This is a genomic window from Rhodanobacter sp. FDAARGOS 1247 (genome assembly GCF_016889805.1).
GTDB lineage: Bacteria > Pseudomonadota > Gammaproteobacteria > Xanthomonadales > Rhodanobacteraceae > Rhodanobacter.
The window spans coordinates 3,488,251-3,510,608 of record NZ_CP069535.1 but is presented as its reverse complement, the minus strand read 5'-3'; the positions used below and the strand labels follow the sequence as shown (position 1 = coordinate 3,510,608).

At 66.6% G+C, this 22,358-nt stretch carries 17 protein-coding genes; 5 read left to right on the top strand and 12 right to left on the bottom strand.

From position 1 onward, the window contains the following. Window positions 1-45 precede the first annotated feature (45 nt). A complete protein-coding gene (gene waaA / locus I6J77_RS15960) occupies window positions 46-1,311 on the top strand; it encodes a lipid IV(A) 3-deoxy-D-manno-octulosonic acid transferase (protein ID WP_204109792.1) in 1,266 nt (421 codons plus the stop codon). Window positions 1,312-1,380: 69 nt separating this feature from the next. On the opposite strand, the gene I6J77_RS15955 is transcribed toward waaA, so the two are convergent. Next, on the bottom strand, window positions 1,381-2,682 hold the full coding sequence (locus I6J77_RS15955; RefSeq protein WP_056718040.1) for a TolC family outer membrane protein: 1,302 nt from the start codon (window positions 2,680-2,682) through the stop codon (window positions 1,381-1,383). 34 nt (window positions 2,683-2,716) lie between these two features. Continuing rightward, window positions 2,717-3,376, bottom strand: coding sequence for a protein-L-isoaspartate O-methyltransferase (locus tag I6J77_RS15950; RefSeq protein WP_204111519.1), 660 nt, complete (start codon window positions 3,374-3,376; stop codon window positions 2,717-2,719). A gap of 261 nt (window positions 3,377-3,637) precedes the next feature. Between I6J77_RS15950 and I6J77_RS15945 the strand changes: the two genes are divergently transcribed. Then, window positions 3,638-4,303: a TetR/AcrR family transcriptional regulator gene (locus I6J77_RS15945; RefSeq protein ID WP_204109791.1), complete on the top strand. Its 666-nt coding sequence runs from the start codon at window positions 3,638-3,640 to the stop codon at window positions 4,301-4,303. 87 nt (window positions 4,304-4,390) lie between these two features. Further along, on the top strand, window positions 4,391-4,990 hold the full coding sequence (locus tag I6J77_RS15940; RefSeq protein WP_204109790.1) for a bacterioferritin: 600 nt from the start codon (window positions 4,391-4,393) through the stop codon (window positions 4,988-4,990). Between the two features lie 84 nt (window positions 4,991-5,074). Here I6J77_RS15940 and I6J77_RS15935 read toward each other — a convergent pair whose 3' ends face one another. After that, complete coding sequence (locus tag I6J77_RS15935; protein WP_204109789.1) at window positions 5,075-6,091, bottom strand: zinc-binding alcohol dehydrogenase family protein; 1,017 nt, start codon at window positions 6,089-6,091, stop codon at window positions 5,075-5,077. Window positions 6,092-6,150: 59 nt separating this feature from the next. Beyond that, the gene (locus tag I6J77_RS15930; RefSeq protein ID WP_204109788.1) at window positions 6,151-7,371 is read right to left on the bottom strand and encodes an MFS transporter; all 1,221 of its coding nucleotides are present in this window, start codon (window positions 7,369-7,371) and stop codon (window positions 6,151-6,153) included. A 99-nt stretch (window positions 7,372-7,470) separates the two neighbouring features. Between I6J77_RS15930 and I6J77_RS15925 the strand changes: the two genes are divergently transcribed. Together I6J77_RS15925 and I6J77_RS15920 are read left to right on the top strand one after the other, a co-directional pair. Beyond that, entirely contained in the window at window positions 7,471-8,379 is a 909-nt protein-coding gene (locus tag I6J77_RS15925; RefSeq protein ID WP_204109787.1) for a LysR family transcriptional regulator, read from the top strand. A 38-nt stretch (window positions 8,380-8,417) separates the two neighbouring features. Beyond that, complete coding sequence (locus tag I6J77_RS15920; protein WP_204109786.1) at window positions 8,418-9,440, top strand: DUF2333 family protein; 1,023 nt, start codon at window positions 8,418-8,420, stop codon at window positions 9,438-9,440. A gap of 69 nt (window positions 9,441-9,509) precedes the next feature. Here I6J77_RS15920 and ppa read toward each other — a convergent pair whose 3' ends face one another. The 8 genes from ppa to I6J77_RS15880 all read right to left on the bottom strand — a co-directional run bounded on the left by ppa (window position 9,510) and on the right by I6J77_RS15880 (window position 22,273). After that, window positions 9,510-10,046, bottom strand: coding sequence for an inorganic diphosphatase (gene ppa / locus I6J77_RS15915; protein WP_056768281.1), 537 nt, complete (start codon window positions 10,044-10,046; stop codon window positions 9,510-9,512). A 97-nt stretch (window positions 10,047-10,143) separates the two neighbouring features. Next, window positions 10,144-10,998 (bottom strand): 2OG-Fe(II) oxygenase, encoded by an 855-nt coding sequence (locus I6J77_RS15910; protein WP_204109785.1) that lies wholly within the window; start codon window positions 10,996-10,998, stop codon window positions 10,144-10,146. Between the two features lie 105 nt (window positions 10,999-11,103). Next, on the bottom strand, window positions 11,104-12,576 hold the full coding sequence (locus I6J77_RS15905; protein ID WP_204109784.1) for a PLP-dependent aminotransferase family protein: 1,473 nt from the start codon (window positions 12,574-12,576) through the stop codon (window positions 11,104-11,106). Between the two features lie 329 nt (window positions 12,577-12,905). Then, a complete protein-coding gene (locus tag I6J77_RS15900; RefSeq protein ID WP_204109783.1) occupies window positions 12,906-16,052 on the bottom strand; it encodes a TonB-dependent receptor in 3,147 nt (1,048 codons plus the stop codon). A 90-nt stretch (window positions 16,053-16,142) separates the two neighbouring features. Further along, a complete protein-coding gene (locus I6J77_RS15895) occupies window positions 16,143-16,853 on the bottom strand; it encodes a YdaS family helix-turn-helix protein (RefSeq protein ID WP_204109782.1) in 711 nt (236 codons plus the stop codon). Window positions 16,854-17,269: 416 nt separating this feature from the next. After that, window positions 17,270-19,357 carry a prolyl oligopeptidase family protein gene (locus tag I6J77_RS15890; protein WP_239309301.1) on the bottom strand — a complete coding sequence of 696 codons (2,088 nt, stop codon included), beginning with the start codon at window positions 19,355-19,357 and terminating at the stop codon, window positions 17,270-17,272. 279 nt (window positions 19,358-19,636) lie between these two features. Further along, on the bottom strand, window positions 19,637-21,688 hold the full coding sequence (locus tag I6J77_RS15885) for a sodium-translocating pyrophosphatase (protein ID WP_204109780.1): 2,052 nt from the start codon (window positions 21,686-21,688) through the stop codon (window positions 19,637-19,639). A gap of 159 nt (window positions 21,689-21,847) precedes the next feature. Next, window positions 21,848-22,273, bottom strand: a complete 426-nt coding sequence (locus I6J77_RS15880; RefSeq protein ID WP_204109779.1) for an RcnB family protein — start codon at window positions 22,271-22,273, stop codon at window positions 21,848-21,850. Window positions 22,274-22,358: the final 85 nt, after the last annotated feature.

Sequence of the window (22,358 nt, the reverse complement as noted above, 5' to 3'; positions counted from 1 at the left end):
TTCCCGCTCTCGTATACTGCCGCGTCAACACCACGAGTCGTGCCATTGCGCTATCTCTACACACTGGCGATGTTCCTGGTCACGCCGTTGCTGGTGCTGCGGCTGCTGGCGCGCGGGGTGCGTTCGCGGCCTTACCACCAGCGCTGGCCGGAGCGCTTCGGGTTCTTCAGGACGCCGGGCTTCAACGGCAGCCTGTGGGTGCACGCGGTGTCGGTGGGCGAGGTGAATGCCGCCGAGCCCCTGATCAAGGCACTGCAACGCGATTACCCCAGGGCGCAACTGGTGGTCACCACGGTGACTCCGACCGGCACGGCGCGCGTGCAGCAGTTGTTCGGCGACAGCGTGTTCCATGTCTATCTGCCGTACGACCTGCCGTACGCGGTGAGCCGTTTCCTGAAGAAGATCCGGCCACGGCTGGCGCTGATCGTCGAGACGGAGATCTGGCCCAACCTCTACTTCGCCTGTCGCCGCCGCGGCATTCCGCTGATGATCGTCAATGCGCGATTGTCCGAGCGTTCGCTGCGCGGCTACCGGCCGCTGCGCGGGCTGCTGCGATCCGCCTTGCGTTGCGTGACCCTGATCGCCGCGCAGTCACGCACCGATGCGGCGCGTTATCGCCTGCTCGGTGCCGATCCGCAACAGGTGCTGGTCACCGGCAACATGAAGTTCGACATGCCCATACCCGATGGCGCGGTGGAGCTGGCCGCCGGCATGCGCGAGCAGTGGGGGCCGCGTCGCCCGGTGTGGATGGCGGCGAGCACGCACGAGGGCGAAGAGCAGGCGGTGCTTGAGGCGCACCTGCAGGTGCTCAAGCGACTGCCCGATGCGCTGCTGCTGCTGGCGCCACGCCATCCCGAACGGTTCCGGCTGGTCGAGCACTCGGTGCGCAGCCTGGGTTTCACGGTGGCCACGCGCGGTCTCGAAGGCGTGCCGTCGTCCTCGCACCAGGTCTTCGTGATCGACGCGATGGGCCAGCTGATGCCGTTCTTCGCCGGTTCCGACGTGGCCTTCGTCGGCGGCAGCCTGGTGCCGATCGGCGGCCACAACGTGCTGGAGCCGGCAGCCCTGTCGGTGCCGGTGCTGGTCGGGCCACACACCTTCAATTTCGACGAGATCACCCGCAGCCTGATCGAGCAGGGTGGCGCGATGCGCGTGACCGGCACCGCGCAACTGGGCCCCGACGTGCTGCGGCTGTTGCTGGATGCGGCCAGCCGCGAACGCATGGGTCGCGATGCCCAGGGCGTGTTCGAACGAGAGCGCGGGGCGGTGCAGCGGGTCATGCAACTGATCGATGGCATGCTGCAGGAATGACGGATCGTCCGTCCGGAAACGGAACGGCCGGGACATGCCCGGCCGTTCCGTGAAACGTGGCGCCGCGGTTTACTGCAGCAACGCGTTGATCTGCTCGATGTCCTTCACGTCGGCGGTGCCGGCGGTCTGCTTGAGCAGCAGCTTGTTGAGGATGAACTGGTGCCGCGCCTGCGAGTAGCTGCTCTCCGACGAGGTCAGGGTCTGGATCGCCAGCAGCACGTTGGTCATCGTCTGGGTGCCGACCTCGAACCCGGCGCGGGTCGCTTCCAGCGCCTTGCGGCCCGATTCCACCGAAGCCTTCGCCGATTCGACCTGGGCGATGCCGGCGATCACCGAACGATAGTAGTTGAGCGTGTCGCGCACGACCTGGCGACGCTGCGCTTCCAGCGCGTCGGCGGCGCCGTCGCGCTGGTAGATCGACTGGCGCACGAGTGACTGCGTGGCACCGCCGGAGAAGATCGGCACGTTGAGGGTCAGTCCGATCGTGGTCGAGGCGGGGTCGCGATAGCGGGCCGCGGCATTGCCTTCGGACCAGCCGGCTCCCTTGCCGTAGGACACGCCGGCGGTGATCGTGGGCAGATGCGCCGCCCGCGCCGCGCTGATGTTGTGCTGGGCGGTTTCCACGTTGCTCTTCTGGGCGAGCAGGTCGGGATTGGTTTCCAGCGCCTGCTTGACCCAGGCGTCCTGGTCGGCCGGGGACGGCGGCTGCATCGGCAGGTCGTCGCGCAGCTTCTTCAGGTCGCCGGTGGGCTTGCCGGTGATCTGGGCCAGCGCCTCGCGGGAATCATTGAGGGTGTTCTGCGCGGCGATCGTCTGCGACTTCGCCGCTTCGTAATACGCCTTGGCCTGGTAGACGTCGGTGATCGCCGAAAGGCCGACCTTGAAGCGCTGGTCGGACTGCTCGTACTGCTGGCGGAACGCGTCCTCGTTGGCCTTGGCGTAGGTGAGGCCATCCTCGCTGGTCAGCACGCCGAAGTAGGCGGCCACCACGCGCACGTAGAGTTGCTGCCCGGCGGATGCGTACAGCTCGTCCTGGGCCTCGGAAGCCGAGTGGGCGGCCTTGAGGTTGGCGTACTTGCTGAAGTCCAGCACGCTCTGGCTCAAGGTGCCGTTGATCGTGCGCGAGCGGCTGTGGCCGATCTGGCCGCCACCATTGGTCTGGTTCAGGCTCATGCTGGCGCCGATCTGCGGCAGCAGCGACGCGCGGGCCTGGGTCACGCCTTCACCGGTCGCCAGCCTGCTGGCATCGGCCTGCGACAGCACTGGGTCGTTGTTGCGGGCTTCACGGTAGGCGTCCAGCAAGTCCTCGCCGTGGCTGGGCAGCGAGATGGCGGCCAGGGCCAGTGCAAGAGTGAGCAGCTTCAAACGCATGAGTTGCCTCGTGGGTATCGATTCGGGGATGAGCTCAGAACACGAACCGCGGCGGCGGCTCGGCGTGACTCAGGTAGGGAAGATCGGTTTCGAACAGGGCCTCTTCGCGGTAGCGACCGGCGCCCTCGTGCATGAGCAGGGTGGCATGCTGCACCGGCGATTCACCGCGGATCACCAGGGCGCGACCGCCGGGCTTGAGCCAGGTCAGCCAGCGCGGCGGTATCGCATGCACCGCACCAGTCACCACCAGCCCGTCGAACAAGCCGTCGGGCTGCCACCCGTTCACGGCTTCGCCGGTGACCAGGTCAGCGTTGGAAACGCCGGCGGCCTGCAGGCGTTGACCGGCGGCCGCCGTGAAGTCCGCATGGATGTCGACGCTGGTGACATGCGCCGACAAGCCGGCCAGGCAGGCGGTGAGGAACCCCGAGCCGGTGCCGATTTCCAGCACGTGCTCGGTACCCTGCAGTTCCAGCGCCTGCAGCACGCGGCCTTCCACCACCGGCTTCATCATCACTTCGTTGTGGCCCAGCGGCAGGCACAGGTCGGCGAAGGCGAGCTGGCGATGTTCGGCGGCGACGAAATCCTCGCGGCGCACGCGGGCGATCACGTCCAGCACGCGGGCGTCCAGGACTTCCCACGGGCGCACCTGGTTTTCCACCATGTTGAGTCGCGCCTGCTCGATATTCATCGCCATCTGCTCGTGTCCCATGCGGATCGAAAAAGGTCAAAAAGGATAAGCGCTAGCGCGCGCTCCCACAATGACACGCTCCGACGGTCACAGCCTGCCGGTTGCGCGGCGGGCCACGAAGTGCCGGAAGTCATCGGAAGCGGTTGACGCACGTCACCTGATGCACGCGTGCGTTCGACACGGGAACTGGCGCCGGTGCCTGTTCTGGAAAATAAATGAACCGGGGCGTATAATAAAGCGATGAACCCCGTTTGTGAAGGTGGAGGCATGAGCAGCAGCGCGCAAATCAGAGCCCAGGGTCCCGGTCGTCCGAAGGACATGGAGAAGCGTGCGGCCATTCTGGTCGCGGCGAAGGCGCTGTTCATCCGCAATGCCTTCGCCGGCACCAGCATGGATGCGATCGCCGCCGATGCCGGGGTATCCAAGCTCACGGTGTACAGCCACTTCGGCGACAAGGACAACCTGTTCCGCGAAGTGATCCGTTCGCGCATCGAGGATCTGCTGCCGGAAGAAACCTATGCCTTCGACCCCCATGCGGACATCCGCGAGACCTTGCTGAGGGTGGCGCTGATCCATGCCCACCTCGACTGCAACGTGGAGACCGTGGGCACGTTTCGCGCCATCCTCAGTGATTGCCGTCAGGGCAATCCGCGCTACGGCAAGCTGATCTGGGAAGAAGGTGCCGCGCGCACGCATGGACTGATGGAGCGGTTGTTGCAGCAGGCGGTCGACGCCGGCCAGCTGGATATCGCCGACGTGCCACGCGCCTGCACGCAATTCCTCAGCCTGATCAAGGGCAACCTGATGATGCGCCAGATGTTCGGTTGCACGGATTGTCCCGAAAGCTATGCCGCAGAAATCGAAGCCACCGCTCGGGCCGGTGTCGACATGTTCCTGCGCGCCTACCTGCCGCGTGATTCGTCCATGGCCTGAGTGGCGGGCGAGCTGGCGGTGGCGTTGACGCCACCGCCACACCGGGTGACTAGACTGGTCTGAATCCGTCCACGCAAGGGATATTTCATGGCCACCCAGTCGAAGTCCACGCCGTCGAAATCCACGCAGTTTCTTTCCGACATCGAGACGATCCGGCGACGCGCGCGGGAACACATGCAGCGCGGCGCGGTCACCGACAGCTACACGCTGGATCGGGAAACGGTGCTGAAGCTGCTCAACGAGGCGCTGGCCACCGAACTCGTCTGCGTGTTGCGCTACAAGGCCCACCACTATCTTGCCTCCGGCATCAACGCCAAGAGCGTGGCCGCCGAATTCCTCGAACACGCCAACGAGGAGCAAGGTCACGCGGACCTGATCGCCGAGCGCATCACCCAGCTCGATGGCAAACCCGATTTCTCGCCGGATGGCCTTTCCACTCGCAGCCATGCCGAGTTCGTGGTGCCCGAGGAACTGGCGGCGATGATCGAGGAAAACCTCGTCGCCGAACGCATCGCCATCGACAGCTATCGGGAAATCATCAACTACGTGGGTGACCAGGACACCACCACCAAGCGCATGCTGGAAGGCATCCTGGCGATGGAGGAAGAGCACGCCGAGGACATGAAGACCCTGATGGAGGATTTCGGCAAGAAAGGTGAGCCGGCCAAGCCCGTTTCGTCGAGATAGTCCTGTCGAAAGGCCAGGAAATCCCTCGATCAAAAGTGTGGGTAGAACAGGAAGCAGGGTGGCCGCCGCCACCCTGCTTCATTTTTACCAGCCGGCCAGCACCAGCTTGCCGATCGTGCTGCCGGATTCCAGCTGGCGATGCGCCTCGCGCAGGTTGGCGGCATGGATGGGCGTCAGGGTGGCGGTGCGCGTGCCACGCAGTTCACCGCTGGCGAGCAGGGTTGCCACGCGTTCGAGGATGCGCCCCTGTTCGGCCTGGTCGTCCGTCTTGTAGCGGGCACGCGCGAACATCATTTCCCAGTGGATGCCGATGCACTTGGCCTTGTACGGATCGCCGATCTTCAGCGCGCCGACCGGTTCCACGATCAGCCCCACGTGACCTTGCGGCGCCAGCAGATCGCCGATGACGGACCAGTAGCGGTCGGTGTCGGCGAGGTTGAGCACCGCATCGACCTGGGAGAAACCCAGCGCCTGCAGTTGCGCGGCCAGCGGCTCGCGATGGTTGACCACGTGCTGCGCGCCCATCGTGCGGCACCAGTCGATGGTTTCGGCGCGCGAGGCGCTGGCGATCACGGTGAAGCCCGCGCGTCGGGCCAGCTGGATCGCGATGGAGCCTACTCCGCCGGCGCCACCGATGATCAACAGGGACTTTCCTTCGCCGCCGTGCTCGCTGTCGAACGGCATGCGCTGGAACAGCAGCTCCCAGGCCGTGAGCACGGTCAGCGGCAAGGCCGCGGCGTCGGCCAGTTCTACCGATGGCGGCACGTGGCCGACCAGCCGTGCATCCACCAGCTGGTACTGCGCGTTGCTGCCAGCCCGGGTGACGTCACCGGCGTAGTACACGCGATCGCCCGGCCGAAAGCCGGTCACCGCCGCGCCGACCGCCTCGACCGTGCCGGCGGCGTCATAGCCAAGCACCTTCGGCTGCGCTTCCACCTGCGGCTTCGGCGAGCGGACCTTGGTGTCGACCGGGTTCACCGATACGGCTTCGATCCGCACCAGCAGGTCGTGCTCGCCGGGCACGGGCGTGGACAACTCGACATCGATCAGCGATTGCGGATCGTCGATCGGCAGATAACGGGTGAGGGCGACGGCTTTCATGGGAGCTCCGGACTTCGGGCAGGGGACGGGAAAGAGTTTGCGCTGGCGCGAACGCGGTTTCAGCAGGATGCTTCGAGGCCGGCGGCGCGGGGCGCGACACGGGAAGCGTGGGCGCGATCCAGCCGCATGCTGTACAGCGCCACGATCAGGCCGAGCAGCGGCAAGGTCGCCGCCACCCAGGTCACCGCGCCCAGGCCCGGTCCGTGGCTGATCACCGCGCCGCCCAGCCACGCGCCGATCGCGTTGCCGAGGTTGAACGCGGCGATATTGAAGCTCGACGCCAGCACGCCACCGCCGCTGGCCTTCTGCAGCACCCGCAGCTGCAGCGGCGCCACGGTGGCGAACCCGGCGATGCCGAACACCGCGGCAAACGCGATCATCGCCGGCTTGCTGTGCAGGGCCAAGGTCATCGTGCCCAGCACGACCGCCAGCGCGACCAGCGAACCCAGCAGGGTCGCCATCAGCCGCCTGTCGGCGAGACGGCCGCCGAGCAGGTTGCCGACCACCATGCCGCCGCCGAACACCAGCAGGATCGGCGACACCGCGCTGTCGGCAAAGCCGGTGATGCGGGTCAGGATCGGCTGGATATAGGTGAACACCGCGAACACGCCGGCGAAGCCGAGTACGGTCATCAGCAGGCCCAGCAATACTTGCGGATGCGCGATGCCTTTCAGCTCCTCGGCGAACTTCATCGGCGCGTGTCCCCCGCGATCGGCCGGTACCAGCGTGGCGATGATGATCGTGGCCAGCACGCCGATCGCGGTCACCGCCCAGAACGTGGCGCGCCAGCCATGGTGCAGGCCCAGCCAGGCGCCGGCCGGCACGCCGAGCAGGGTCGCCACGGTGAGGCCGGTGAACATGATCGAGATCGCCGAGGCCTTGCGATCCTCCGCCACCAGCCCGGTCGCCACCACCGCGCCGACGCCGAAGAACGTGCCGTGGGCCAGCGAGGTGAGCACCCGCGCAATCATCAGCACGGTGTAGCTCGGCGCCAGCGCGCTGGCCAGGTTGCCCAGGGTGAAGATGATCATCAGGGCGATCAGCGCGGTCTTGTGCGGCAGCCGGCTGGTGGCCGCGGTCAACAGCGGCGCGCCGACGAACACGCCCAGTGCATAGCCGGAGATCAGCAGGCCGGCGGCGGCGATGCCGACGTGCAGGTCGGCGGAGACCTGCAGCAGCAGGCCCATGATCACGAATTCGGTGGTGCCGATGCCGAACGCGCCGGCGGTCAGCGCGTACAGCGCCAGCGGGGTGCGTGGCCGGACGGAAGGGGAGCGCATGGCGACAGTCCTGAAGAAACGATGCGCCAGCCTAGGGATTTGCCTTTTCTGCAAAAACCACCAAGATGGCTAATCATTATCAATGAACGGTTGATAGTCATGGACCGCATCGGCGATCTCGGCCTGTTCCTGCGCGTGCTCGACCTGGGTTCGATCAGCGCCGCCGCGCGCAGCCTCGACCTGTCGGTGGCGGTGGCCAGCCAGCGGCTGAAGCGGCTGGAGCGCGAACTGGGCGTGCGCCTGCTGCACCGGACCACCCGCCGGTTGCACGCCACGCCCGAGGGCATGCAGCTGGCCGAGCAGGGGCGCGCGCTGGTGGAGGACCTGGAGGCGCTGACCGGCGGCCTGCGCCAGGGCGCCAGCGAAGTCAGCGGCACCTTGCGGGTGACCATGTCGGCGGCGTTCGGCAGCCAGTACATTTCGCCGCTGCTGCCGGAATTCCTCGCCCTGCATCCGCGGCTGAAGCTCAGCGTGAATCTCGACGACCAGATCGTGGACCTGGTCGGTTCCGGTTTCGACCTCGGCATCCGGGTTGGTGCACTGGACGACTCCGGCCTGGTGGCGCGCCAGCTGGCGACCAACCGGCGCGTGCTGTGCGCGTCGCCGGGCTACCTGCAGCGCCACGGCGTACCGCGCACGCCGGCCGATCTTTTGAACCACGATTGCCTGCTGCTGGTCGGCAGCCGGGGTCGGCAGGACACCTGGCATTTCCGCGACCGCAAGGGCCGCGCCGTCGCGCAGCGCGTGCAGGGCCGCTTCGAGACCAACCAGGGCGAACTGCTGCGCGACGCGGTGGTGGCCGGGCTCGGCATCGCGATGCATTCGGTCTGGCACGTGCACCAGCAACTGCGCGACGGCCGACTGCAGGTCGTGCTGCCGGACCATGCGATCGCCACCACCGGCATCCACGCGGTGATGCCGCAGCGCCGGCTGGTGCCGCCGCGGGTGCGCGCCTTCGTCGACTTTCTGGCCGAGCGGCTGGGCGCGCAGCCGCCGTGGGAACGATGAGCCTGTAAGCTTTGCCCATTCCCCGCAGGAGTTGCCCGATGCAGACCCAGGACACCTCGAACCCGCCACGCCACGGCATCCGCCGCGCCATCCTGGCGCTGTGCGCGCTGGTGCTGCTGTTCGTGGGCGCGCTGATGTGGTGGTGGGACAGCGAGCCTGCGCTGTTCGATCCGGTGACGGTGACCCGGGCGCAGATGCAGGAACTGAAGCGGCCGGTCAGCGTCGGCGCCACCACCACGGTCACCCTGATCACCTCGGTGCACACGCTGCTGGACAAGCGCGGCGGCTACCTCAGCAACGACAAGCTGCCGCCCGGCGTGCTGATGGACAACGTGCCCAATTGGGAATTCGGCTCGCTGACCGCCTCGCGCGACCTGGTGCGCGCGTTGCGCAACGACTTCAGCCGTTCGCAGACGCAGTCGACCGAGGACAAGGACCTGGCCGAGGCCGACCCGCTGCTCAACAGCCCGAACGACCGCTGGCTGCTGCCCAGTTCGGAGAGCCAGTACCGCAAGGCGATCAGACATCTGGACGGCTATCTGGGCCGGCTCGGCGACGCCGACGACAGCAACGCGCACTTCTACGCGCGCGCGGACAACCTGGCCGACTACCTGCAGCTGGTCTCGTCGCGGCTGGGTTCGCTGTCGCAGCGGCTGTCGGCCAGCGTGGGACAGATCCGCATCGGCGACGTGGCCTCGGCGGACGAGCCGGCGGCGGCCAGCACGGTCGCTGCGCCCGGTGGCGGCCGGCTGGTGAAGACGCCGTGGACGAAGATCGACGACAACTTCTACGAGGCGCGCGGCTACACCTCGACCCTGCTCGAACAGCTCAAGGCGTTCCAGCAGGACTTCGGCCCGATCCTGCGTTCCAAGCACGCCGACGTGAGCCTGGAGCAGGTGATCCGCGAACTGGAGGAAGCGCAGCGTCCGCTGCACAGCCCGATGGTGCTGAACGGTTCGCCGTTCGGCTTCTTCGCCAACCATTCGCTGGTGATGGCGAACTACGTGTCGCGGGCGAACGCGGCCCTGATCGACCTGCGCGAGCTGCTCAAGCGCGGTTGATTCCTGCGGGTGGCGGACACGAAAACGGCGCGCCACGCGAAGCGGGCGCGCCGTTGGTCCGTCGGATGATCAGGCCTTGCTGGCCTTGTAACGCTCGACGCCCGCGACGATCTCGGCCTTGGCCTCGGTGGCGCCGGCCCAGCCCTCGATCTTGACCCACTTGCCCTTCTCCAGATCCTTGTAGTGCTCGAAGAAGTGGCCGATGCGCTCCAGCCAGTGCGGCGAGACGCCCTTCATGTCGTTGATGTGCGCGTAGCCCGGGAACACCTTGGGCGACGGGATCACCACCAGCTTCTCGTCGCTGCCCGCTTCGTCGGACATCTGCAGCATGCCGACCGGGTGGCAGCGGATCACCGAACCCACGGTCAGCGGCAGCGGCAGGATCACCAGCGCGTCCAGCGGGTCGCCGTCACCACCCAGGGTGCCCGGCACGTAGCCGTAGTTGCACGGGTAACGCATCGGCGTGGAGAGGATGCGGTCGACGAAGATCGCGCCGCTTTCCTTGTCCACTTCGTACTTGACCGGCTCGGCGTCCTTGGGGATTTCGATGATGACGTTGATTTCGTCCGGCACGTTGCGGCCGGCGGGTACGAGATGCAGACCCATGGACAGTCCTTGGTGAAGATTGAGGAAAGAAGGTCTGCAAGGATACGCCAAACGCTGCTGCGCCGCAGCAACGCACGCCGGCCCCCGGGCCGGGCGTTCAGGCCGTGTGCGAGTGTCCGTAGGGGCGTTCGCGCAGCCATTTGGTGGCGATCCACTTTTCCCCCCGCTGCACCGGCAGGCCGGCATGCAGGGATTGCTGGTCGCCGCCCTCGTAGGCGAAGTACACGGCGGCACCACGCCGTGCGGTGACGGTGAGGCCCAGTTCCGGGAAGGCCGTGCCGCCGCCTTGTGCCGGCGTGTTCAGATACATCACCACGCTGGCGACGCGCTGACCGCCCACCGCGGTGATGGTGTCGTAGCCCGGCTGCCGCGGGTCGAACCAGTCGAAGTGCGGTTCGTATTCCTGGCCGGGCAGGTAGTGCAGGATCTGCAGCCCTTCGCCGTGACTGACCGGCATGCCCAGCAGGGTGGCCAGGCGTTGCTCGATCCGGCCCACCAGCGGCAGCTCGTTCAAGGTGAAGAACATCCCCTCGCTGGTGCGGCGCTGGTCGACCTGGTTGCTGCCGTCGCTGGCCACCGTCAGCGCGCGCTTGAGCCGAGGTTGCGCCAGCGCGATCAGCTCGTCGCATTCTTCCGCGGCGAGCAGGTTTTCCAGCACGCGCAGCGTGGGGTTCTCCACACTGAGCGAAATGCCGACCAGATGTCCGTCGACATCGACTTCAGGCGCTTCGGGATGTCTCGTGCGCAAGCCGCGGGGCGTCGCGCCCGGTGCCGGCGCATTCAGCGCCGCCAAGGGCAGCTTCAACACCTCGGCGACGATGCTGCGGCTCTGGCGCGGGTCGTAACCGTTGTCCTTCATCAGCCGCAACACTTCAGTCACGCTGTGGCCGTCCCGCGTCGTGGTCAGAATCCAGTCGCGCAGTTGCGGGGTGATCGTGGTGCGTGGGTGCATGGATGGGACAGAGTCGGCAGCGGAGCGGAAAGCTTACTGCATGCGCCGCACCGGCTTGATCGCGGGCGCGCTGGCTCGTCGCCGGCAGGACGGGGGCAGGTTCGATCAGCCGCCCTGGCAGCGGCGTCGCGCCGGTCGCAGCGCCATCCGCTCTTCCATCTCGTCCAGGCAATGGCCGAACAGTTGCATCGCGTCATGCAATTCCTGCGCGGACAGGCCGCAATAGCCCAGCAGCAGCCCCGGGCGTGCCTGGGCGGACGCGTAGTGCGGCGCCATCGGATACAGGCCCAGGCCCTGCGAGTGGGCCAGTTCGATGAGTTCCTGTGCCTGTGCTTCGTCGTAGCCGCGAAGCCACACGACCACGTGCATGCCGGCCGGGGAGTCGACGATGTCCACCCGGTCGCCGGCGTGTCGGTGCAAGCCGCGGATGAGTTCTTCGCGACGCCCCTTGAGCTCCTTGCGCGCCTGCCGCAGGTGCCGTTCGAAACCACCGCTTTCCATGAAATGCGCCAGTGCCGCCTGCTCGATCCCGGGGCAGGAGAAGTCGCTGAGATATTTCGCGTTGATGAAATCGTCCCGCAAGGCGACGGGCAGCACCATGTAGGCAAGGCGCAGGCTGCCGAACAGCGTCTTGGAAAAGCTGCCGACGTGGATCACCCGGTCGCCCTGGTCCAGCGACCGCAGCGCAGCCAGCGGGCGGCTGTCGTAGCGGAACTCGCCGTCGTAGTCGTCCTCCAGGACCCAGCTCTTGTGCGTGTCGGCGTAGTGCAGCAGTTCCAGTCGTCGCCGCAGCGACATCACGGCACCACTGGGAAACTGGTGCGAAGGCGTGACGCAGACCAGCGCCGGCGCCGGCACGGGCAACGCCTCGCAGATCAGGCCTTCGTGGTCGACCGGCACGGAACAGATGCGGGCGCCATGCGCCCCGAGGGCCTGGTAGGCGCCGAAATAATGGGGGTCTTCCAGCGCCACCGGATCGCCCTCGTTCAATAACACCCGGGCGGTGAGCGAAAAGGCCTGCTGGGCGCCGCTGACGATCAGCACGTTCTCGGGCAGCGCCCGCACGCCGCGGTGGCGTGCCAGGTAGGCGCACACCTGTTCGCGCAGGGCCGGCGAACCCTGCGCGCGGATGTCGCTGGTGGGCGTGTAGGCCGCGGCGCGCGCCAGTTCGCGCCCCCAGGTCTCGCTGAGCGCGGGATTCACCAGCGGGTTGCCGTACTGCAGGTTGTAGCGCAAGCCGCTGTGCAGCTGCGCAATGGTCCTGTCCTGCACCCGTCGCGCGCGATGCGCATAACGCGATGGCGGAGTGATCGAGCGCTCGAGCGGACGCGCCGTGCGCGTGGTCTGCAGGTGCGCCACGTAGCTGCCCGATCCGACCCTGGCGTCGATGAAACCTTCCGCGCGCAACTGCTCGTAGGCAGCCAGCACGGTGGTCCGCGAGAGCCCGAGTTCCTGGGCCAGCTCGCGCGTGGGAGCGAGGCGCGAGCCGATGCCGATGCGACCGTCGAGGATCGCTGCCTTCATGGCTCGCGAAAGTTGGGCGTACTGGGGCCCGGTGCCGTCTAGGATGAGGAACACGCCAGATCTCCGAGGGGTTTCAGAAATGCATGGACTGGAGCCACGGCGATGTGGGGACAACGCGATGGCCGATGGGTGAGCTTAGAGGCGAGCGTGACTGCGCGTCGTGCGGCAGAAGTCACGATGAAGCTTCGATGGAGGCCTCGTTCGGCCGCGTTCGCGCGGCGTGGATTCGCCGGGACGCGTACCGGTCCACGGCTGCAGTCGTGAAGGCTCGCGGATGGCAAGCCGGAATCCGCGGCCAGCCGCGGCGTCCGTGTCCGCCGGGGAAACAAAAAGGCACCGCCGAAAAGCTCGGCGGTGCCCCGTTTTACGGTGTTGCTGGCGAATCAGAAGTCGTAGTTCACGCCAAAACGCACATAGCGTGGGGTCTGCGCCGTGAACGGACGCAGATAGTTGACGCCCTGACGCGCGTAGGTCTGTGTCGTCTCCTGACTGTCAAACACGTTGTAGACCATCACGTTGAAGCCCAGCCGGCGCTGTGCCCATTCCGGCCGGTACTCCGCGCTCAGGCTCAGCAGGTAGGTCCACGGGTTGTGCGACTCGCCCGGCGACGACGGCTGGCCATTGCAGAAGTGATAGTACGTGCCGTAGCCCAGACCCGGGTTGGTGTTGTTGGCATACAGGCCAAGGCAGCTCTTGGGCGCGCCGGACATGACGGTCAGGTTGCCCGACAGCATCCATGCCGGGTTCAGCTGATACGAACCGTACGCCTTGATCTGGTGACGCCGGCTGTTGGCCAGTTCGCCATTGGCGTAGTCCATGATCTGCGCGTAATCCCAGTCGGAGGTGGCCGACACGTCGGTCTGGCCGACGTCGGTCTTCACCTGGCCTTCGCTGTTGCCGTAGCTGCGCGAGAACAGGTAGTCGACCTTGCCCTGCCACTTGCCGTCGAACGGATGCTCCAGGTACAGGTCCAGGCCGTAGTACTTGCGCTTCATCGTGGTGTTGAAGTGGAAATCGTTCTTCCAGTCCATCTGCACGGTGTAGTAGCCGCCGGCCAGCTTCGGGATGTTGAAGACCGAGGTGGCGCCCGGGTTGATCAGGATGCTGCCCGGCACCTGGGTGGCGTCGTAGCTGTTCGGGTCGATGCCCATCGCGTTCATCTTGGCGATGATCGACACGTTGTCGGCGATGTCGTCGATGGCGTTGCGCAGGTTGCGATAGGTGGCCTTGGCACCGTACACCCACGAGTCACCCAGCTTCTTGTCGAAGCCGAGGATGTACTCGTCCTGGTATTCCGACTTCAGGTTGGTCGACGCTGCCGTGCGCGGGTCACGGCCCTGGCCGTACTCGCCGTTGTTCGACAGCGGCTGCCCGGCGCCGACGCTGGTGTCGATCGGGGTCAGCCCGGTGGGCGCGCCGTTGGCGTCGATGCCGGTGTAGGTGTAGTAGGTGCTGGTGAACAGCGAGGTGCCAGCCGAACGCTGCGCCACGCTGCTCGGCAGTGCGAGGTAGTAACGACCCGCATTGCCGTAGACCTTCATGCTGGAGTCGCCATTGACGTCCCAGCTGAAGCCCACGCGCGGCGCCCACTGCGGCGAGGTCAGGCGCAGGTACGGCTGGCCGTCGCCACCGTAGTTGGTGAACTGGTCGTTGCGCAGGCCGAGCTTGACCAGCCAGCGATCGTTGACCTGCCAGCTGTCCTCGATGTACTGCGCCCGCTGCGCGACGCGGAACGAGCCGTTGTCGTGGTAGCGGTACTGGTAGACGTAGTAGCCGTTGCTGCCCGGGCCGGCGGCGGCAACCCACGGCGAGTTGCGCCAGTCCGCACCCGCGGCCGCGGTTCCCGGGCCGCCCAGGATGTACTGGTTCGGCAGCGGGTTGCCGTCACCGTCGGTGATCCGGTCGTAGTACCAGGCATAGCCGAGGCCATTGGGCGGGAAATACGTGCCCGCGTCGACGTTCGACGAGTTCTGGTTGTCGATACCCGCGGTCAGCGTGTGATCGCCCAGTTTGTAGCTGATGTCGACGCGCAGGTTGGTGTTGGTCGAGCGATGCCCGGGCAGGTTGATCGTCGACACCGTCTGGTTGTTGGTGATGATGTCGCCGCCGGTGACGTCCGGGTTCTGGTTTTCCGGATGGAAAAGGTACGGGTTGGTCGGATCGAATCCGGGCGTGTCGCTGTAGTACGTGCCCTTCATCTTGCCGTACAGCGCGCTCACCGTGAGGTCGTCGGTGATGTAGCTGGTGAACTTCGCCGAGTAGAGGTCGGCGCCGTTCTTGGTCGAGGTCGCGCCACCGACGTAATCGGTCTGCTTGTCGCTGTCGTAGTCGTAGTTGTACGTCGAACCCTCGTACGAATCCTTGCTGGAAGCGCCGGTCAACTCAAGCACGTTGCTGTCGTTGATGTTCCAGTCCAGCTTGCCGTACCACTTCGGGCGGTCTTCGCGCGTATGCGTGATGAACGGCGCCGTCACCGGGCCCACGCCGCGGTCGACTGCACTGTTGGAGTCGCCCAGGCCCTGCTCGCGCTCGGCCTCGACGGCGGCGAAGAAGAACAGCTTGTCCTTGATCAGCGGGCCGCCGACGTAGGCGTCGACGGTGGTCGTCCACGACTTGTTGTCGTTGCGGCGGCGATAGATGCTGCCGCGCGAACCGTCGCCGTTGACGTAGTAGAAGTTCTTCGGGTCGCCCTGCAGGCTGCTGGGCGTCCACTGCACCTGGCCACCGAAATGCCATTCGTTGGTGCCGCGCTTGCCGACCTGGCTGATCACGCCGCCGTCGGAGCGGCCGTAGGCGGCGCCGTAGCCGCCGCTGAGCACTTCCTGCTGGTCGATCGCGCCGTAGGGCAGGGTCAGGCCGCCGAAGCCGCTCAGTGGATCGGTCGTGTTGAAGCCGTTGATGTAGTACGCGTTCTCGACGACCGAGGAACCGCCCAGCGAGACGACCGAGCCGCCGGTGGTGCTCAGGCCGTTGAACAAGCCGCTGCCTTCGACCACGCCCGGGGCCAGCAACGCGATCGCCTCGGCGCTGCGTGCCAGCGGCAGGCGGGCCAGTTGCTGGGAGGTGATGACGGTGCGCGAATCGACACCGGTCACGTCGATGCTCGGCAGCGCATTGGCCTGCACGGTGACGGCGCTCAGGACCTGTGCGTCCGCCGCGTTCGGCGCGGCAAAGGAAACCTCGGTGCCGGCGCCCACGCGCATCGTGATGTGCGAGCGCGTGTCGATCACCTGGCCATCGCGCTGCAAGGTCACGGTGTAGTCGCCCAGCGGCAGCGAGTCCACGGTGTAGCGGCCGGACGCGTCCACCGCCACTTCACGGGTGATGCCCGCGTTGTTGCTGACCTTCACGGTTTCGCCGCTGTTGGCGGAAACCTGGCCAAAAATGCTGCCGGTCGTCGCCTGCGCGTGAGCCGGAACCAGGGCGCCAGCCCCATACAGTCCCAGGGTGATGGCTGCCGCCAGGCCCAGCGCGGCATGGCCGAACGGCCGGCTGCCGGGTTTGCGTTGGATATTTGCGTGGTTCTTCATGTAGCTCCCCGTTTCAGTGGTGATTGACATCGGATCCGGTGGAACGAACCCGCGTCCACCTCAAAATGGAAATCCGGTGCAGGTGAAAACTCAGGCGATCAGGCCCCGGTTGCTTCGGAGATTGACGTTGAGCTTGTTGTGGAAGGTCATCAGGCGATCGACCTGTTCGGCTCCCGGGCTGTGCCCGAGGACCCCGTAGAGTTCGGCCAGCAGGTCCGCACGCGTGGCCTGATCCAGCGAGCCGCCGAGCAGCCCGATGTACGACTGCAGCAGGCGCAGCGACGCCGCCAGCAGCTGGGGGTCCACACCCGTCGCAGGCGACGGACTGGACAAGGGTTCCGGCTTGCTGGCGACCTGCTCGACGGCGGCCGCCGGCACCAGCCGGACCGGGCGCGACGACTCGTCGGCGGCGTACATCGGACCCTCGCCGGCGACCAGCCACAGCAGCGAAACACCGAGGGTTCGAGCCATGGTGATGCAGCGTTCGCGCGAGATGTCGCTGTGGCCATCGCGCCAATTGCGCACGGCGCCGGCGGAAAAGCCGCAACGATCGGCAATCGCAGCGGCGCTGCCCTCGAGCTTGATCAGTCGGCGTATGCGGTCGGGCAAACCCCGTGCCGCGTCGGCGGCGTCGGCATTCGCCGCGTCCGACGCGCCGGGCGACGTGGCGTGCCTGCCCGTCATGCCATCGAGCAGGGCAAGGCGCGCCAGGGGCTTGCTCGACGCCGCCGCAGCGACGTGACTGTTGCTGCCGGTCCGGCCCGGGGGAGGGGGCGCGAACCAGGATGCACTGGTGGACATGGTGCTGGCTCCATGGGGGAATGCCGGCTTGGGGAGGCCGGCAACATGGGGTGACAAGGCGGGCCGTGGGAGTCCGCCGGAACGTCAGGTTTTTGTTATGGAAGCGTTCGGAGGTGTAGCGTAGATGCCGAAATCCTTCGTTACATAACCAATTTTTCCGAACTGGCCAAAGCCAATTGGTTTGACCGGTTCCTGCCTGAAGCTGCAGAAATGCAGCCATTTCGCCGATCGCAAATCAATGATGTATGGCCGTCTGGACGTCCATCATGGGTGCGCAGGTTCGCGGGCGGTGACGGCGCGGCAGTCTGTCGCAGCCGCAGCGGGCCGGCTTGCCCGGTGGTGCCGGGAGCTCAAAAAAGATCGCCCGGAACGGAACCCGTCCCGGGCGATCGGTGACGCAGGCAGGGCGTGGCGGACTACTTCAGCTGGTCCCACAGGAAGTCGTACGCCATCGCGTGCATGTGGGCGGACTGTTGGTTGTCCGCGCCGGCGCCGTGGCCGCCTTCGAGGTTCTCGTAGAACCACACGTTCGGGTGGCCTTGGGCCTGCATTTCCGCGGCCATCTTGCGCGCCTGCACCGGCCCCACGCGATCGTCGCTGGTGGCGGTGTAGAACAGCACGGGCGGGTAATGGCCGTCCTTCTTCACGTTCTGGTAGGGCGAGAAGGTCTTGATGAAGTTCCAGTCGGCGGTATCCGGATTGCCGTATTCGGCCATCCACGATGCACCGGCGGACAAATGGATGTAGCGCTTCATGTCCAGCAGCGGCACTTCGCAGGCGATCGCGCCGAACAGCTGCGGATAGGTCGTCAGCATGTTGCCCATCAGCAGGCCGCCATTGCTGCCGCCCTCGGCGCCGAGATGCTTCGGCGAGGTCACCTTGCGCTTGATCAGGTCTTCGGCCACCGCCGCGAAATCCTCGTAGGCGCGGGGGCGATTGGCCTTCAGTGCGGCCTGGTGCCATTGCGGGCCGTATTCGCCGCCGCCGCGGATGTTGGCGATCACGTAGACGCCGCCGCGTTCCAGCCAGGCGCGGCCGACGCTGCCGCTGTAGTAAGGCTGCAGCGAGACTTCGAAACCGCCGTAGCCGTACAGCAGGGTGCGGTTGGAGCCGTCCAGCTTGAGGTCCTTCGGGGTTATTTCGAAATAGGGCACGCTGGTGCCGTCCTTCGACTTCACGAAGTGCTGGCTCACCGTGAACTTCGTGGCGTCGAAGAACGCCGGCGCCTGCTTGATCGTCTCGGCCGACGTGCTGTCGAGCACGCCGCGCTGCAGTGACGACGGGGTCAGGAAGCCGGTGACGTCGAGCCAGTATTCATCGCTGTGGTCGGGGTCGGTGTCGACCACGCTGATCGAGCTCATCGCCGGTGCGCCCGGCATCGCCGCGCGCTTCCAGTCGCCGTCCGGCGTGGCCATCTGCGGCGGCGTCAGCACGTCGAGGCGGCTCTTCACGTCGTCCATCAGGTTGAGGATCAGGTGGTGCCGGGTCCACGCGTAGGAGTCCAGCGAAGTATGCGCATCGGGCTTGAACAGCACGGTGAACTCGCGCTTGCCGGCCATGAAGCGGTCGAACTGCGTGGCCAGCAACGCGCCTGCCGGATAGGTCGTGCCGTTCACGGTCCACGGCGAGCGCGTGCGCACCAGCAACCATGCCTGGTGGGCATCGGCCTCGGCATCGTCGGGCACCTCGACGCGGGCCAGGCTGCCATGGATGCGCTGATACAGCTCGCTGTGGAAGAAGTCCCTGGCGATCGACACGAAGTCGCGCTCGTAGCCTGGTGTGCGATCGTGGTACGCGCTGACGGCGAGGTCGGTCGGTTTGCCTTCGTACACGACGGCGGCGTTTGCCAACGGCGTGCCGCGCTGCCATTGCTTGACGATGCGCGGGTAGCTCGACTCGGTCATCGTGCCGGGCCCGAAATCGGTGCCGACGTAGAGCGAATCCTCGTCGATCCAGCCGACCTGGGTCTTCGCCACCGGCAGCTCGAAGCCGTTCTTCACGAAGCGCTTGTGCGGTATGTCGAACTCGCGCACGGCGATGGCGTCGCCGCCATCCGGCGACAGCGACACCAGGCAGCGCTCGAACGCCGGCTTCAGGCATTGCACGCCCTTGAACACCCAGCGCTTGTCCTCGGCCTTGTTCAGCGCGTCGATGTCCAGCAGCACCTCCCACGCCGGCTCGGCCTTGCGGTATTCGGCCAGCGTGGTCCGCCGCCAGATGCCGCGCGGGTGCGACTTGTCGCGCCAGAAGTTGTAGAGATAGTTGCCCATCCGGCTGACGTAGGGGATGCGCGCGTCGGAGTCGAGCACTTCGAGGATGCTGTCGCGGGTGCGGGTGAACTCGTCGTTGTCGACGAAGCGCATCGCCGTCGTGGCGTTCTGCTGCTTCACCCAGTCCATGGCGCGGGTGCCGTGGATGTCTTCCAGCCACAGGAACGGATCGTCGTGGCCGGCTGCAGGGGCAGCCCCGGCGGGCTTGGTGTCGCGGGCGTGGATATCGGTCATGCCTGTCAGTGTGACGCCAAGCGCCAGCATCAACCAGAGTGATTTCATGGTGTGTCCCCAGGTGCGCGAAGAGCGGGATGGACGTGGCCGGTGCGGCCCGCGGTCAGTCGAAGCGCGACCATCCGATCATACGGCCGCTGCCGACCAAAGTCAGGAGTGCCTGGCCTGGAACAGGAATCCCGCCACGGGGGCGGGATTCTGTCGTCTCGATCCGGCCCCGCTTCGCCGCTCTCCCGGTGTGCGGGAGAGGGGCGAAATGCCGTGCGGGAGTCGCTTCGATTACAGCAGGGGGATCATCAGCAGCGCCACGATGTTGATGATCTTGATCAAGGGGTTTACTGCGGGGCCGGCGGTGTCCTTGTACGGATCGCCGACGGTGTCGCCGGTCACGGCGGCCTTGTGCGCCTCCGAGCCCTTGCCGCCGTGGTGGCCGTCCTCGATGTACTTCTTGGCGTTGTCCCATGCGCCGCCGCCGGTGGTCATCGAGATGGCCACGAACAGCCCGGTGACGATGGTGCCGATCAGCACGCCGCCCAGCGCCTGCGCGCCGGCCTCGGGGCCGCCGAGCCACTTGAAGCCGAAGATCACCAGCACCGGCACCAGTACCGGCAGCAGCGACGGCACGATCATCTCGCGGATGGCGGACCTGGTCAGCATGTCCACCGCGCGCGAGTATTCCGGCTTGGCGGTGCCGGCCATGATGCCCGGGATGTCACGGAACTGGCGGCGCACTTCCACCACCACCGCACCGGCGGCCCGACCGACCGCTTCCATCGCCATCGCGCCGAACAGGTACGGGATCAGGCCGCCGATCAGCAGGCCGATGATCACGTAATGGTTCGACAGGTCGAAGCTGACCAGGGAGCCGCTGAAGTGCTGGCTGAGGTTGTGCGTGTAGTCGGCGAACAGCACCAGCGCCGCCAGTGCCGCCGAACCGATCGCGTAGCCCTTGGTCACCGCTTTGGTGGTGTTGCCCACCGCGTCCAGCGGATCGGTGACGCCACGCACTTCCGGTGGCAGGTCGGCCATCTCGGCGATGCCGCCGGCGTTGTCGGTGATTGGGCCGTAAGCGTCCAGCGCCACGATCATGCCGGCCATCGACAGCATCGCCGTGGCGGCGACCGCGATGCCGTACAGGCCGCCCAGGGCGAACGCACCCCAGATCGCGGCGCATACGGCCAGCACCGGCCACGCGGTGGACTTCATCGACACGCCCAGGCCCGCGATGATGTTGGTGCCGTGGCCGGTGGTGGAAGCGGCGGCGATGTGCTGCACCGGCTTGTATTGGGTGCCGGTGTAGTACTCGGTGATCCACACGATGCCGCCGGTCAGGGCCAGTCCGATCAGGGTGCAGCCCCACAGGTTCATCGCGCCGTGGCTGAAGTCCGGCATCAGCTGCATGGTGATCGGATAGAACGCGGCCGCGGCCAGCACGGCCGAGACGACCACGCCCTTGTACAGCGCGCCCATGATCGAGCCGCCCTGCTTCACCTTGACGAACAGCGTGCCGATGATCGAGGCGATGATCGACACGCCGCCCAGCAGCAGCGGATACAGCACCGCGTTGGCGCCCACCTCGCTGATCATCAGGCTGCCCAGCAGCATGGTGGCGATCACCGTCACCGCATAGGTCTCGAACAGGTCGGCGGCCATGCCGGCGCAGTCGCCCACGTTGTCGCCCACGTTGTCGGCGATCACCGCCGGGTTGCGCGGGTCATCTTCGGGGATGCCGGCCTCGACCTTGCCGACCAAGTCAGCGCCCACGTCGGCACCCTTGGTGAAGATGCCGCCGCCCAGGCGCGCGAAGATCGAGATCAGCGAACTGCCGAAGGCGAAACCGACCAGCGCGTGCAAGGCGGGTTCACCGTTGATGCCCATGCGGTTGAGCAGCAGCCAGTAACCGGCCACGCCGAGCAGGGCCAGGCCGACCACCAGCATGCCGGTGATCGCGCCGCCCCGGAAGGCGACATCCATCGCCTTGCCCAGGCCGCCACGGGCTGCTTCGGCGGTGCGTACGTTGGCGCGTACCGACACGTTCATGCCGATATAGCCGGCCGCGCCCGACAGCAGCGCGCCCAGCAGGAAGCCGATCGCGGTCGGCCAGCTCAGAAAGAAACCGATCAACAGCAGCAGCACCACGCCGACCAGGCCGATGGTGGTGTACTGGCGGTTGAGGTAGGCGCGGGCGCCTTCCTGGATCGCTGCGGCGATCTCCTGCATCCGTTCGTTGCCCGGCGATTGCGCCAGGATCCAGCGCGTGGAGAACGCGCCATACAAAACCGCCACTAACGCACATGCAACAACGATCCACCAGCCATACTGCTGCAGCATCGGAGCCTCCCCATGGGTTGTATGCGGCCGCCGGAACGGGCGGTCCCGGGGAGTATAGGCAGACGTTGCGGCGCGGGCTGTTGTGCGGCGCAGCGCTGTCCGGCAAAGAAAAGGGCCATGCACGAATGCATGGCCCTGAAGGTTCAGCGGGCGGCGGACTTAGCGCAGCGCCAAGTCCAGGATGACGCCGGTGGCGATGGCGACCAGCAGGTAATCATTGTCCGCGCGTACCCAGTGGTAGCCACGTGGCGGGTGGCGCAGGTGGTAGTGGCCGTAGTCGCGCACGACGTAAGTCGGGCCGTAGTAACGATGGCCGCGCTCCCAGCGATGCGGATGGCCGTAGTAGCGCGGGCCGACGTAGCCGCGATTGACGTAGCGTCGATCATCGTGGCGACGGTAGTCGCGGCGGCTGTCGTAGCGCCGATGGTCGTAGCGCCGCTCGTCATGACGCCGACTGTCGTGATGACGATCATTGCCGCGGTCGTGGCCATGACGGCCATGGTCACCGGGACCGGGGGCGGCCACGGCGAAACTGCCGGCGCTGAGCAGGGTGATGGCAACGAGCAGGCGGGCGATGAGTTTCATCTCGGGTCTCCTCCCCTCGGCAATGGCCGCGACAATGCGGCGTTCGACCGGGGCAGGATGGATCGTAGGAAGCTGCGGCTGAACG